Genomic DNA, 12,964 nt, shown 5'->3' with positions numbered 1-12,964 from the left:
GAGAGCCCCGGTGACCATCGCCTTCACCCCGTCCGAAACCGCGCCCGCCGAGGCCGCGCCCGCCGAGGCCGGGCCCGCCGTTCCCGAGTCCGTGGTTCCCGAGTCCGTGGTTCCCGAGTCCGTGGCCCCTGAGGCCGTGGCCCCTGAGGCCGTGGCCTCCTGGCCCGCCGGGGAGGCCGCGGGGCCCGTCATGGCGGAGGAGCCCGAGTTCTGGGAGCCCTCGGCGCCGGAGCCCCGCAGCACGCGGGAGGACGAGGACCGGGAGGCCGAGGAGGAGGCCGAGGACCAGGACCGGGACGAGGACCCCGGAGAGGTCGACCCGGTCGTCGTGCGCGACGCCCGCGACTTCGGCGTCTACGCCCGCACCGGCGGCTGGGCCTTCGCGCTCAAGGTGGCGCGGAGCGTGCGGCCCGGCGGCCAGGCCGCCGAGGGAACGGCCCGGGCGAAGGTCTCCGCGAAGGCCTTCGCGGAGCTCGCGGGGTGCTCGCCCGAGCGGGTCATGCGCCACTACAAGGCCTGGGACACGGCGGCCGACGACGGTCTGGTCCCGCAGTTCGAGGTCCTGGTCCCCGGCGAGGACGTCGACCTGCCGGACGCGGACGCCTGGGTCTCGTACTACTCCGCCCGCAACGGCGCGACCTCCGTGCGCGGGCAGGCGATCAGCGCGGCGGCGGAGGCGCAGGGCATCCGGCCGACGAAGGCCCTGGAGGTCGCGGAGAACCCCACGGCGCTGCGGGCGGCGATCCTCGCCGATCCCGGGACGGCGGAGGCCGCGCGCGGCGCGCTGCTCGACCGGATGAAGGAGGACCCGGCCCTCCAGACGGAGATGGCCCGCGCGATCGCCCGCACCGGTGACCTGAAGAAGGCGGTGGCGAGCGAGGCGAAGGCGGCCGACCGCATCGGGTACGTCCGGCAGATCGTGGAGAAGGGGCAGATCAAGACGCCCGCCGGGCAGACCGTGGAGGCGCCGTCCGAGCTGCGGGCCGAGGCCGAGCGGCACCTGTCGCTCCTCGACGAGCTGGACGACTCGGAGGAGGCCGGCGAGTGGGCCGGCGAGGCGTACGACGCGGTCAGGGGGCTCGTCGCCAAGGCCGTCGAGGAGGACCCGGCGCTGCGGGTCCAGGAGCGGCGGACGAAGTTCTACAACAGCCTGCAGAAGGCGACGAAGGTCTTCGAGGAGCTGACCCTGGACGAGGTCCTGGAGGAGGAGATCTTCGAGGACGACATGCTCCAGCGCCTGGAAGCCCTCCAGGAGGCGATCGGCTCCTGCATCAGCACGCTGCGCAGGGCGTCGACCGCCTCCTGATCCGCCGGGGGCCCTCAGTCCTGGTGGCCGAGCTGGAGGTCGCGCTCGGTGCGGCCCCCGCCGGCCACCTGGAGGACGGTCGCGACGGGCGGGTACCCGGCGGCGATGACCGTGTACTCGCCGGAGGACAGGTCGATGAAGCGGAAGGTCCCGTCGGCCCCGGTGGTGAGGGTGTCGACGACGTTCCCCGCCGCGTCGAGCAGGGTGACCCGGGCGTCCTCCACCGGGCGCCCGCCGCCGGCCCGCACCGTCCCGCGCAGCACGGCCCCGCCGGCCAGCTCGATGTCCTGGCGGGTCTCGCGGGAGGCCTGGACGCTGACCGGGAGCGCGGCGGGCCGGAAGGCGGGGGCGCTGGCGGCGAGCGTGTACTCGCCCGCGACCAGTTCCGTGATGACGTACCCGCCCTCGCGTCCGCTGCGGGTGGAGGCGACGACCTCGCCGCGCACGTCGGTGAGGGTGACGGCCGCGTCCCGCACGGGCGTGCCGTCGGCGGTGACGACGCCGCCCGCGAGCCGCCCGGCGCCGCCGAGGACGACGTCGAGCTCGACCGGCCGGTCCCCGACGGTCACGGAGACGGCCTGCGGCTGGTGTCCGCCGGCCGCCGCGATCAGGACGTACGCGCCGCCGCCGGGCACGCTCAGCGCGTACCGGCCGTCCTCGCCGCTCGCGCCGCGGCCGACCTGCCGCCCCTGGACGTCGATGAGGGTGAGCGCGGCGCGGGGGACGCGGCTGCCGTCGTGGTGCTGGACGGTGCCGCAGACGGGCAGTCCGGAGTGCGGCGGGCCGGCGGGGGCGGGCTCGGGAGCGGCGTGCCGGGCGTGCGGGACCGCCTGGGTACCGAAGTCGGCGGCCTCGGTGGTGGGGGTGGGGTGGGACACCAGCGGTTTCTCCTTGAGGAAGAAGGCGAGGACGAGGCCGAGCACGAGGACCGGCACGAGGTAGAGGAAGATGCGCGGCATCGCGTCCGCGTACGCCTGGACGTACGCGTCGCGCAGGGCGGGCGGCAGGGTGTGCACCGTCTGCGGGGTGATCGACTCGGCCGGGGGCAGCGGGGCGGAGCCGTCCCGGGGCAGGACGGCGGCGAGCCGGTCGCCGAGGGCGTCGTCGAGCCGGGAGGCGAAGAGGGTGCCGAAGACCGCGGCGCCGACGCTGCCGCCGATCTGGCGGAAGTAGTTGTGGGCGCTGGTGGCGGTGCCGAGGTCGGCGGGGCGCACCGAGTTCTGCACGGCGAGCACGAGGACCGGCATGACCAGGCCGATGCCGGTGCCGAGGACGGCCTGCCAGAGGCTGTGCTGGAGCCGCGGGGTGTCGGCGTCCATGTGGGAGAGCAGCCACATGCCGAGGGCGGCGAGGGCCCCGCCGGCCACCGGGTACGCCTTGTAGCGGCCGGTGCGGCTGATGAGCCGGCCCGAGACGACGGAGGCGACGACGATGCCGCCCATGAGGGGCAGCATCAGGAGGCCGGACTCGGTGGCGGTGGCGCCCTCGACCATCTGGAGGAAGCCGGGGAGGTAGCTGGCGGCGCCGAAGAGCGCGATGCCGACGACGGCGCCGACGAGGGACGTGATCGTGAAGACGGAGTCGCGGAAGAGCCGGAGCGGGATGAGGGGCTCGGGCGCGAAGTGCTCGACGACCAGGAAGAGCAGGGTGGTTCCGGCGGCTCCGCAGGCGAGGGCGAGGACGACCCGGGAGTCCCAGGCGTACTCGGTGCCGCCCCAGCTGGTCAGCAGGACCAGGCAGGTGGAGGCGGCGGCGAGGAGCAGGGCGCCCAGGACGTCGAAGCGCGCGCGTGCGGCGGGCTTGGGGAGCTTGAGGACGGTGGCGACGACGGCGAGGGTGACGAGCCCGAAGGGCACGTTGAAGTAGAAGCACCAGCGCCAGGAGACGTGGTCGGTGAAGAAGCCGCCGAGCAGTGGTCCGGCGACGGAGGCGAGGCCGAAGGCGGCGCCGATCATGCCCATGTACCGGCCGCGTTCCCGGGGCGGGACGATGTCGGCGATGATCGCCTGGACGCCGATCATGAGGCCGCCGGCGCCGATGCCCTGGATCGCGCGGAAGGCGATGAGCTGGTCCATCGTCCGGGACCAGCCGGCGAGGCCGGAGCCGATGACGAAGACGACGATGGCGAAGAGGAAGACGCCCTTGCGGCCGAGGAGGTCGCCGAGCTTTCCGTAGACCGGCAGGCCGATGGTGGAGGTCAGCAGGTAGGCGGTGATCGCCCAGGACATCCGGTCCAGGCCCTGGAGTTCGCCGACGATCTTCGGCAGGGCGGTGGCGACGATCATCTGCTCCAGGGCGGCGAGGAGCAGGGCGAGCATGAGGCCGAAGAAGACGAGGCGGACGCGGCGGGGGTCGAGGGCGTCCGGTCCGGGGCCGGGCGGCGGCGCGGATCCGGCGGGCGGGGCGGCCGGCTCCGCACCCCCGGTGCCGGAGGCGACGGCGGCCCCGGCGTCCTCGGTGTTCTTCACCACGGTGACCGCACCCACGTGTCTGCTCCCCTCGTCACGGCGTCTGCGCCGCGCCATTCTTCGCATTGCGCGCGAAGGGGGAGCAAGTCGGGCGGTACGGCAGGTCAGTGGGGTCCCGGGCGGCGAACGGCCCCGGGAGACGGCGCACTTGGGTCGCTCATCAGCGCGTTTACGAGAGGGCCCGCGCCCCCGGCGCGCGGGGGCGCGGTCACGGGAGGCGCGGGCGATCCACTCGAACCGGTGAACGCTCCGGGCGTCGCTCCTCCCGGCCCGGGCGCCACCCGTCCCGCTCCGGGCGTTACTTCTCGACCTCGGCCGCGAGCTTGGCGAGGACGAGGTCGTAGATGCGGCCGAGCCCCTTGGGCGCGAAGGTCCTCTCGAAGAAGCCGCCGATGCCGCCGGCGCCGTTCCAGACGCTGGTGACGACGGCGCGGGACTTCCCCTCGCCGGCGGGGGTGACGGTCCAGGTGGTGACCATGGAGGAGTTGCGGTCCTTCTCGACGAGCTGTCCGTCGGTGGGCTCGGTCACCTCCAGGAGGCAGTCGCGGACGCGCTTGCTGGTGGCCTGGAGCTTCCAGTGGACGAGGGTGCCCTCGCCGTCGCCGCCCTCGCGCACCTCGTACTCGCTGAAGTGCTCGGGGAGCAGCTTCGCGCGCGTGCCGCTGTAGTCGGCGAGGGCGTCGAACACCGTCTCGGCGTCCGCGGCGATGATCCGTTCCGTCGTGGCCTCGACCTGCGCCATTGACTTCCTCCAGCTCGTGGTTCCTCGGGGTTGCGGGCCAAGCGAACCACGTGGGCTTCGGCGCGCGAAATCCGGGTTGCGGCGATCAAGGGAACAAGTGTTCTATTCTGAGCGAACGGCCGGATCCGAGCGATCGAGGAGGCGTCCATGCGCTGGGACAACCTGGGCGAAACCCCTGCGAACCCCTCGGCCCCCGCCGATCCGGCCCTGTTCGGCACGGGCGCGGTGACCACCCGCACGTTCGACACCCCCGAGTTCCGGGGCGTCACCTTCCACGAGGTGCGGGCCCGGTCGATCCTGAACCGGGTGCCCGGAGCCTCCCGGATGCCGTTCGAATGGACGGTCAATCCCTACCGGGGCTGCACGCACGCGTGCGTGTACTGCTTCGCCCGCAGGTCCCACGCCCACCTCGACCTCGACACCGGCCTCGGTTTCGACTCCCAGATCGTCGTCAAGGTCAACGCGCCCGAGCTGCTCGCCCGTCAGCTCGCCTCCCCCCGCTGGGAGGGCGCGCACATCGCCGTGGGCACCAACGTCGACTGCTACCAGCGGGCGGAGGGGCGGTACGGCCTGATGCCGGGCATCCTCACCGCCCTGCGCGACCGCGCCAACCCCTTCTCGCTCCTCACCAAGGGCACCCTGATCCTGCGCGACCTGGAGCTGCTCGCCCAGGCGGCCCGGGCCACCGAGGTCGGCGTCTCCGTCTCCGTCGGCTTCACCGACCGGGAGCTGTGGCGCACGGTCGAGCCCGGCACCCCCTCCCCGCAGAGCCGTCTGGACGTCGTCCGCGCGCTCGTCGGGAACGGGATCGACTGCGGGGTCCTGATGGCCCCCGTGGTGCCCTTCCTGGGCGACCGGCCGGAGCAGCTGCGCGCGACGGTCCGCGCGATCGCCGAGGCCGGGGCGAGCTCGGTCACCCCGCTCGTCCTGCACCTGCGGCCGGGCGCCCGCGAGTGGTTCGCGGAGTGGCTGGGGCGCCACCACCCGGGCCTGGTGCGGCGGTACGAGCGGATGTACGCGGACGGGGCCTACGCGCCGACCTGGTACCAGCGCCGGATCACCCGTCAGGTGCACGACCTCGCGGCCGAGTTCGGCATGGGTCCGGCGCGGCGGGACGGGACGCGCCGGACCGCCGAACCGGAGGAGCCGGAGCAGCCGGGTGCGGCGGCCGTCCCGGAGCAGCTCACCTTCCTCTGAGCCTCCCGGACCCTCCGGCTCCCCGAGGTCCGGTCGGATCATCGGACCGGCCCGTCTGACACGCCGTCCGCTCCCCTCCTTTCGGGTCAACTCCGGGCGGAACGGGTCCCGCCGGGGCCCGTTCGAGGCACAAAGGCCCTATGACCCCACGCGCAGGAATGCTGATCGCCGCTGGAGCGCTGGTGGCCGGGACGGTCACCGCGCTGCCCGCCGCGCCCGCGGACGCCGTCGAACCGGCCCCCCGCCCGCTCCCCCGGCTCGCCTGGACCGACTGCGCCACCAAGGCGTACCCGAGGCTCCAGTGCGCCACCCTGGAGGTGCCGCTCGACCACGACGACCCGGCCGGGCGGAAGGTCACGCTCGCCCTGACCCGGGTCCCGCACACCGCCGAGACGTTCCAGGGTCCGCTGCTTGTGAACCCGGGCGGGCCCGGCGGCAGCGGGCGCGGCATGGCGGGGTACGTGGCGGCCGCGCTGCCCGCGGAGGTGGCCGCCCAGTACGACGTGATCGGCTTCGACCCGCGCGGAGTCGGGAAGAGCGAGCCCGCGCTCGACTGCCGGCCCGGCCACTTCGCGTCGGTGCGCCCCGACTCGGTGCCGCGCGGCTCCCGGGCCGAGCGGACGGGGACCGACCGGGCGCGGGCCTTCGCGGAGGCCTGCGGCGAGAAGTACGCCGACGTGCTGCCGTACATCGACACCGTGAGCGCGGCCAAGGACCTGGACGTGATCCGGGAGGCGCTCGGCGCGCCGAAGCTCAACTACCTCGGCTACTCGTACGGCACCTATCTGGGCGCCGTGTACGCGCGCCTCCACCCGGACCGGGTGCGGCGCATGGCGCTCGACTCCGTCGTCGATCCGCAGAGGGTCTGGTACGAGAGCAACATCGGGCAGAACTTCGCCTTCGACGCGCGGCACAAGGACTTCATGGCGTGGGTGGCCCGGTACGACGCCACGTACCGGCTCGGCGGCGACCCGGCTGCGGTCGAGGCCGCCTGGTACCGGATGCGCGACGCGGTGCGCGCGGAGCCGGCCGGCGGGAGGGTCGGGCCGGGCGAGCTGGAGGACACCTTCCTGCCCGGCGGGTACTACGACGGCTACTGGCCCAAGCTGGCGAGCGCCTTCTCCGCGTACGTCAACGACGGGGACTCCGGGCCGCTGGTCGAGGCGTACGAGCGGTACGGGGAGGCCGACGCGGCCTCCGACAACGGCTACTCGGTCTACGCGAGCGTGCAGTGCCGGGACGCGGGCTGGCCGCGCGACTGGAACGTCTGGCGCAAGGACGCGTGGGAGACGCACGCGAAGGCGCCCTTCTCGTCCTGGAACAACACCTGGTACAACGCGCCGTGCGCGTTCTGGCCGGTGGAGTCCCTGACCCCCCCGGACGTCTCCAACGACCGGGTGCCGCCGGTCCTCGTCCTCCAGGCGACGGACGACGCGGCGACGCCGTACGAGGGCGCGGTCTCGCTGCACCGGCTGCTGCGCGGCTCCAGCCTGGTCGTGGAGGAGGGCGGCGGCAACCACGGCGTGACGCTGGCCGGGAACGACTGCCTCGACGGCCATCTGGCCGCCTATCTGGCCACGGGCAGGGTCCCGCGCGGCGAGGGCGGCGCGGAGGCGGACGCGGTCTGCGCCGCGCTCCCGGAGCCGGAGCCCGAGCCCGTCGTCACGTCCGGGTCGAAGCCCCCGGAGAAGCGCGGCGTACGCGGGGGCGCCGCGCGGACGGCGCCGGCCGGCACCGCCCTGCACGGCCTCCTCGGCCACGTGCGCTGAGGGGCCCCGTGCGCCCGGCCGTCCCCGCGCTCAGGGGCGGTCGGGCGCGCGCTCCGGGCCGAGCAGGCCCAGGGAGCGCGCGGCCGCCGCGCCGAGGCGGGGGTGGGGCAGGGCGGACTCCAGGGCGGGGCGGGCGCGGGTGTCGCCGAGGGTGCCGAGGCCCTCGACGCAGGCGAGGCCGACCCGCCAGTGGGGGTCGTCGGCCGGGAGGCGGCGTTCGAGGACGGCGATCAGGGCCGGTACGGACTCGGGGGCGCGCAGCTCGGCGAGCAGCCGGACCGGCAGCAGGGCGTAGGCGGCCCGGAGTTCGTTGGTGGCGAGGGCGGCGGCCGCGCGGGCGGTGCGGGGGTCGCCGAGCCGGGCCAGGGCGTGGGCGGCGGTGACGCAGCGCTCGGGGTCGCGGTGGTTGAGGAACAGGACGAGGGCCTCGAAGGCGCGCGGGTCGCCGGCGACGCCGAGCGCGTAGGCGGCGACCTCGCGGGCCCAGAGCGGCTGTCCGGGCGCGGTGAGGACGCGGTGCAGTTCCTCGGGGTCGGCGGGCAGTTCCCCGGGGTCGCCGGTTTCCACGAGCCGGCCGAATGCCGACGGGACTTCTCCGGTGCCATTCCCGATCTCGTCGCGCAATCGATCGATCATCGAGCAGAATTCCGGATCCTCGGCGTATTCCATGAATCCGAGCCTATCCGCGATCCAGATCACATTTTCTCGACTTCCCGGGACTGGCGCGCTCGTTACCCGCCGGTTAATCTCGGGTGAGCGGGTCAACCCCCGCTTCTCACAACGGCCTGGTGACGCAGCCGTGGTGAGCGTACGTCGGTTCGGCAGTTTCGACGCGGCTCCGGGACAGAGCCCGTCACCCCTCCTCCACCGGGCGCCGCCCCTTTCCACGGGCCCCTTCCCGTGTGTTTCCCGCGATTCTCCTCGCGCCCGCGCAATTCAGCGGCACCACCCGCACGCACTGCCCTCAGTCGTCACTCTTCCTCTCTGGAGTCCCCTGATGGACATCCCTCTCTCCACCATCGCCGTCGTCGGTCTCGGCACCATGGGCGCGGGTATCGCCGACGTCCTCGCCCGGTCCGGCCGCGAGGTCATCGGCATCGACGTCAGCGAGGACGCCGCCGCCCGTGCCGTCGCCGCCCTGGAGGCCTCCACCGCCCGCGCCGTGGCCCGCGAGCGGATCACCGAGGAGGAGCGGCAGGACGCGCTGGCCCGCTTCCGCACCTTCTCCGACCTCCAGGCGGCCGCCGGGGCCGACCTCGTGATCGAGGTCGTGCCGGAGTCGTACGAGGCGAAGCACGAGGTCTTCCGGGCCCTGGACGGCATCGTCCGGCCCGACGCGATCCTGGCGACCGGCACCAACGCGCTCTCCGTCACCCGGCTCGCGGCCGACTCGGCGCACCCCGAGCGGGTGCTCGGCCTGCACTTCTTCACCCCGGTCCAGGCCATGAAGCTGGTCGAGGTGGTCTCCTCGGTGCTGACCGACCCGCGGGCCGTCGACGCCGTCACCCGGCTCGCCCAGGACCTCGGCAAGGAGCCGGTGGCGGTCGGGGACCGGGCCGGTTTCATCGCGGACGGGCTGCTCTTCGGCTACCTGAACCAGGCCGCCGCCATGTACGAGGCCAAGTACGCCTCCCGCGAGGACATCGACGCGGCCATGAAGCTGGGCTGCGGCCTGCCGATGGGCCCGCTGGCGCTGCTCGACCTGATCGGCGTGGACACGGCCCGTACGGTCCTGGAGGCCATGTACGCCTCCTCGCACGACCGGCTGCACGCCCCGGCCCCGATCCTCAAGCAGCTCAGTGAGGCGGGTCTGACCGGCCGCAAGGCGGGCCGCGGCTTCTACACGTACGCGGCGCCGGGCTCCGACGAGGTGGTGCGCGACGCGCTGACCCCGCTGACCTCGGCGGAGAGCGCCGGCGGGCGCGAGGTCCGCTCGGTCGGCGTCGCCGGCTCGGGCACCATGGCCTCCGGCATCGCGGAGGTCTTCGCCAAGGCCGGGTACGAGGTCGTGCTCGCGGCCCGCTCCCAGGAGAAGGCGGACACCGCCAAGGCCCGGATCGCCACGTCCCTGGAGCGGTCGGTGTCCCGGGGCCGGATGACGGCCGAGGCCCGGGACACCACGCTCGCCCTGATCACCCCGGCCGGCACGCTGGACGCCTTCGCCGAGGTCGACCTGGCGGTCGAGGCGGTCGCGGAGGACCTGGAGGTCAAGCAGGACCTGTTCGCGCGGCTCGACAAGATCTGCAAGCCGGGCGCGGTCCTCGCCACCACGACCTCCTCGCTGCCGGTCGTGGCCTGTGCCCGGGCCACCACCCGCCCGCAGGACGTCATCGGGATGCACTTCTTCAACCCGGCGCCCGCGATGAAGCTGGTGGAGATCGTCCGCACGGTCCTGACCGGCGACGACGTCCACGCCACCGTCCGCCAGGTCACCACGAGGATCCGCAAGCACCCGGTGGACTGCGGCGACCGGGCCGGCTTCATCGTGAACGCACTGCTCTTCCCGTACCTGAACAACGCGATCAAGATGGTCCAGGAGCACTACGCGACCCTGGACGACATCGACGCCGCCATGAAGCTGGGCGGCGGCTACCCGATGGGCCCGTTCGAGCTGCTCGACGTGGTCGGCCTGGACGTCTCGCTGGCCATCGAGCAGGTCCTGCACCGCGAGTTCCGCGACCCCGGCCTCGCCCCGGCCCCGCTCCTGGAGCACCTGGTGGCGGCCGGCTGCCTGGGCCGCAAGACGGGTCGCGGCTTCCGCGAATATGCCCGACGCTGAGCCCCGCACCCCTGGTTGGGGCGGGCTCCTGAGCCCCTCGGGCACCCCCGGTGCCCCGGCGGGCTCCCCGCCCCCACCTGGGCACACTCCTCCCCCGATGCAGTACGTTCGGACCATGCCCAAGGCCGCGAAGTCACCCCGTGCCACCTCCCCGTCCGACGCTCCGGAGAGCGCGGCGGGCACCCGCGCCGCCGCGCAGCGGCTCAAGATGCGCCGGGAGCTCGCCACCGCCGCGATGGAGCTGTTCGCGACGAAGGGGTACGAGGCCACCACGGTGGACGAGATCGCGGCCACGGCCGGGGTCGCGCGGCGGACCTTCTTCCGGCACTTCCGGTCCAAGGAAGAGGCGATCTTCCCCGACCACGACGACACCCTGGTGCGGGCGGAGGCGGTGCTGAACGCCGCGCCGCCGCACGAGCACCCGCTCGACACGGTGTGCCGGGGCATCAAGGAGGTCATGAAGATGTACGCGGGGTCCCCCGCGGTCTCCGTGGAGCGCTACCGGCTCACCCGCGAGGTGCCGACCCTGCGGGAGCGGGAGATCGCCTCGGTGGCCCGCTACGAGCGCCTCTTCACCCGGTACCTGCTCGGGCACTTCGACGAGCGCGACCACCACGACGGCAACGACGACCCGCTGCTCGCCGAGGTGGCCGCCTCGGCGGTCGTCACCGCCCACAACCACGTGCTGCGCCGCTGGCTGCGGGCGGGCGGGCAGGGCGACGTGGAGGCCCAGCTCGACCACGCCTTCGCGATCGTCCGGGAGACCTTCGGGTCGGGCATAGGCGCGGGCCGGCCGGCCCCGTCCGCGGCCTCCGCTCCGGAGGCGCGGGAGGAGACCGCCGCCCCCGCCGTCCGGGCCTCCACCACCGGCGACGTGGTGGTCGCCGTGGCACGCACGGACGCGCCCCTCGACGAGGTCATGCGGACCATCCAGAAGGCGCTCGGCACCGCCTGAGCCCCTTTCCGCCCCCTGGGCCGTTCCCGGATTCCGGGGACGGCCCTCGTCGTGTTCGCCCAGCTCGGAGCCGTTTCAGGGCATGATTCGATCGATCATCGCTCATGTGTGACCGCCGGATTGCATCTGAGTGAAATTGTTGGCACCGAGTGCCTTGTCAGGTGACACGGCGTGCCATACGTTGATGTTGTCCGGGCGGCCGGCGCGCAGAGACCAACCTCGTGCGCCGGCTGTCCCCACAAGCCGACGGCTCGTGTGCCCGGACGCCTGCGTCACAGGCAACCCCGCGCCCGACCGGCGCCGCGCCACCGCACGACCCAGCCGAACCGACGGCACACCTCCACAGCAGCACTCACCGCCGTAACCCTCAGGCGTCCTCCCCCGGACGCTCACCGCCGGAGGCAACCCGTGAAGGAAATCCTGGACGCGATCCAGTCCGCGGAGTCCACGTCCGCCGACTTCGCGAACATCAAGCTCCCCGAGTCGTACCGCGCCGTCACCGTCCACAAGGACGAGGCGGAGATGTTCGACGGACTCGCCAGCCGCGACAAGGACCCGCGCAAGTCGCTCCACCTGGACGACGTCCCGCTGCCCGAGCTGGGCCCGGGCGAGGCGCTCGTCGCCGTCATGGCCTCCTCGGTCAACTACAACTCGGTGTGGACCTCGATCTTCGAGCCGGTCTCGACCTTCGGCTTCCTGGAGCGCTACGGCCGCCTCTCCGAGCTGACCAAGCGCCACGACCTGCCGTACCACGTCATCGGCTCCGACCTCGCGGGCGTCGTCCTGCGCACCGGCCCGGGCGTCAACTCCTGGAAGCCGGGCGACGAGGTCGTCGCGCACTGCCTCTCGGTCGAGCTGGAGTCCTCGGACGGCCACAACGACACGATGCTCGACCCCGAGCAGCGCATCTGGGGCTTCGAGACCAACTTCGGCGGCCTGGCGGAGATCGCCCTCGTCAAGTCCAACCAGCTGATGCCGAAGCCAGACCACCTGAGCTGGGAGGAGGCGGCGGCCCCGGGCCTCGTCAACTCCACCGCGTACCGCCAGCTGGTCTCCCGCAACGGCGCCGGCATGAAGCAGGGCGACAACGTCCTCATCTGGGGCGCCAGCGGCGGCCTCGGCTCGTACGCCACCCAGTTCGCCCTGGCCGGCGGCGCCAACCCGATCTGTGTCGTCTCCTCCCCCGAGAAGGCCGACATCTGCCGGTCCATGGGCGCCGAGGCCGTCATCGACCGCAACGCCGAGGGCTACAAGTTCTGGAAGGACGAGCACACCCAGGACCCGAAGGAGTGGAAGCGCTTCGGCAAGCGCATCCGCGAGCTCACCGGCGGCGAGGACATCGACATCGTCTTCGAGCACCCGGGCCGCGAGACCTTCGGCGCCTCCGTGTACGTCACCCGCAAGGGCGGCACCATCACCACCTGCGCCTCGACCTCCGGCTACATGCACCAGTACGACAACCGCTACCTGTGGATGTCGCTCAAGCGCATCATCGGCTCGCACTTCGCGAACTACCGCGAGGCGTGGGAGGCCAACCGCCTGATCGCCAAGGGCAAGATCCACCCGACCCTGTCGAAGGTCTACTCCCTGGAGGAGACCGGCCAGGCGGCCTACGACGTCCACCGCAACCTCCACCAGGGCAAGGTCGGCGTCCTCGCCCTCGCGCCCGAGGAGGGCCTGGGCGTCCGCGACCCGGAGCTGCGGGCCCAGCACATCGACGCCATCAACCGCTTCCGCAACATCTGATA

At 73.3% G+C, this 12,964-nt stretch carries 9 protein-coding genes; 6 read left to right on the top strand and 3 right to left on the bottom strand.

Translation table 11 applies throughout. The features are described from left to right. Window positions 1-10 precede the first annotated feature (10 nt). Complete coding sequence (locus ADL08_RS09175; RefSeq protein ID WP_053641575.1) at window positions 11-1,306, top strand: hypothetical protein; 1,296 nt, start codon at window positions 11-13, stop codon at window positions 1,304-1,306. Between the two features lie 14 nt (window positions 1,307-1,320). Here ADL08_RS09175 and ADL08_RS09170 read toward each other — a convergent pair whose 3' ends face one another. Continuing rightward, window positions 1,321-3,792 (bottom strand): MFS transporter, encoded by a 2,472-nt coding sequence (locus ADL08_RS09170; RefSeq protein ID WP_053641574.1) that lies wholly within the window; start codon window positions 3,790-3,792, stop codon window positions 1,321-1,323. A gap of 280 nt (window positions 3,793-4,072) precedes the next feature. Further along, on the bottom strand, window positions 4,073-4,516 hold the full coding sequence (locus ADL08_RS09165) for an SRPBCC family protein (RefSeq protein WP_053641573.1): 444 nt from the start codon (window positions 4,514-4,516) through the stop codon (window positions 4,073-4,075). 147 nt (window positions 4,517-4,663) lie between these two features. On the opposite strand from ADL08_RS09165, the gene ADL08_RS09160 reads away from it, so the two are divergent. Both ADL08_RS09160 and ADL08_RS09155 read left to right on the top strand, forming a co-directional pair. Next, entirely contained in the window at window positions 4,664-5,713 is a 1,050-nt protein-coding gene (locus ADL08_RS09160) for an Rv2578c family radical SAM protein (RefSeq protein ID WP_053641572.1), read from the top strand. A 140-nt stretch (window positions 5,714-5,853) separates the two neighbouring features. Beyond that, window positions 5,854-7,482 (top strand): alpha/beta hydrolase, encoded by a 1,629-nt coding sequence (locus ADL08_RS09155; RefSeq protein ID WP_053641571.1) that lies wholly within the window; start codon window positions 5,854-5,856, stop codon window positions 7,480-7,482. Window positions 7,483-7,512: 30 nt separating this feature from the next. Here the strand turns inward: ADL08_RS09155 and ADL08_RS09150 are convergent, their stop codons facing one another. Next, a complete protein-coding gene (locus ADL08_RS09150) occupies window positions 7,513-8,151 on the bottom strand; it encodes a HEAT repeat domain-containing protein (protein ID WP_053641570.1) in 639 nt (212 codons plus the stop codon). A gap of 328 nt (window positions 8,152-8,479) precedes the next feature. Here ADL08_RS09150 and ADL08_RS09145 point away from each other — a divergent pair, with 328 nt between their 5' ends. From ADL08_RS09145 to ccrA, 3 genes are all read left to right on the top strand, one after another. Beyond that, window positions 8,480-10,261 (top strand): 3-hydroxyacyl-CoA dehydrogenase family protein, encoded by a 1,782-nt coding sequence (locus ADL08_RS09145; RefSeq protein ID WP_053641569.1) that lies wholly within the window; start codon window positions 8,480-8,482, stop codon window positions 10,259-10,261. A gap of 115 nt (window positions 10,262-10,376) precedes the next feature. Next, complete coding sequence (locus ADL08_RS09140) at window positions 10,377-11,216, top strand: TetR family transcriptional regulator (protein WP_234352064.1); 840 nt, start codon at window positions 10,377-10,379, stop codon at window positions 11,214-11,216. Between the two features lie 408 nt (window positions 11,217-11,624). Continuing rightward, window positions 11,625-12,962 carry a crotonyl-CoA carboxylase/reductase gene (gene ccrA, locus ADL08_RS09135; protein ID WP_053641567.1) on the top strand — a complete coding sequence of 446 codons (1,338 nt, stop codon included), beginning with the start codon at window positions 11,625-11,627 and terminating at the stop codon, window positions 12,960-12,962. The last annotated feature ends 2 nt before the right edge of the window (window positions 12,963-12,964 follow it).

Origin of the sequence: Streptomyces sp. NRRL F-6492 (assembly GCF_001280125.1) — a bacterium.
Lineage (GTDB): Bacteria > Actinomycetota > Actinomycetes > Streptomycetales > Streptomycetaceae > Streptomyces.
Note: the sequence above shows the minus strand (reverse complement) of the source record. Positions and strands in the feature narration are given on the sequence as shown.

What these genes read in the sequence shown, in the direction of transcription:
- ADL08_RS09160 (WP_053641572.1), top strand. Translation starts at nt 4,664, where the DNA reads ATGCGCTGGGACAACCTGGGCGAAACCCCTGCGAACCCCTCGGCCCCC.
- ADL08_RS09150 (WP_053641570.1), bottom strand. Translation starts at nt 8,151, where the DNA reads ATGGAATACGCCGAGGATCCGGAATTCTGCTCGATGATCGATCGATTG.
- ADL08_RS09165 (WP_053641573.1), bottom strand. Translation starts at nt 4,516, where the DNA reads ATGGCGCAGGTCGAGGCCACGACGGAACGGATCATCGCCGCGGACGCC.
- ADL08_RS09140 (WP_234352064.1), top strand. Translation starts at nt 10,377, where the DNA reads ATGCCCAAGGCCGCGAAGTCACCCCGTGCCACCTCCCCGTCCGACGCT.
- ADL08_RS09155 (WP_053641571.1), top strand. Translation starts at nt 5,854, where the DNA reads ATGACCCCACGCGCAGGAATGCTGATCGCCGCTGGAGCGCTGGTGGCC.
- ADL08_RS09145 (WP_053641569.1), top strand. Translation starts at nt 8,480, where the DNA reads ATGGACATCCCTCTCTCCACCATCGCCGTCGTCGGTCTCGGCACCATG.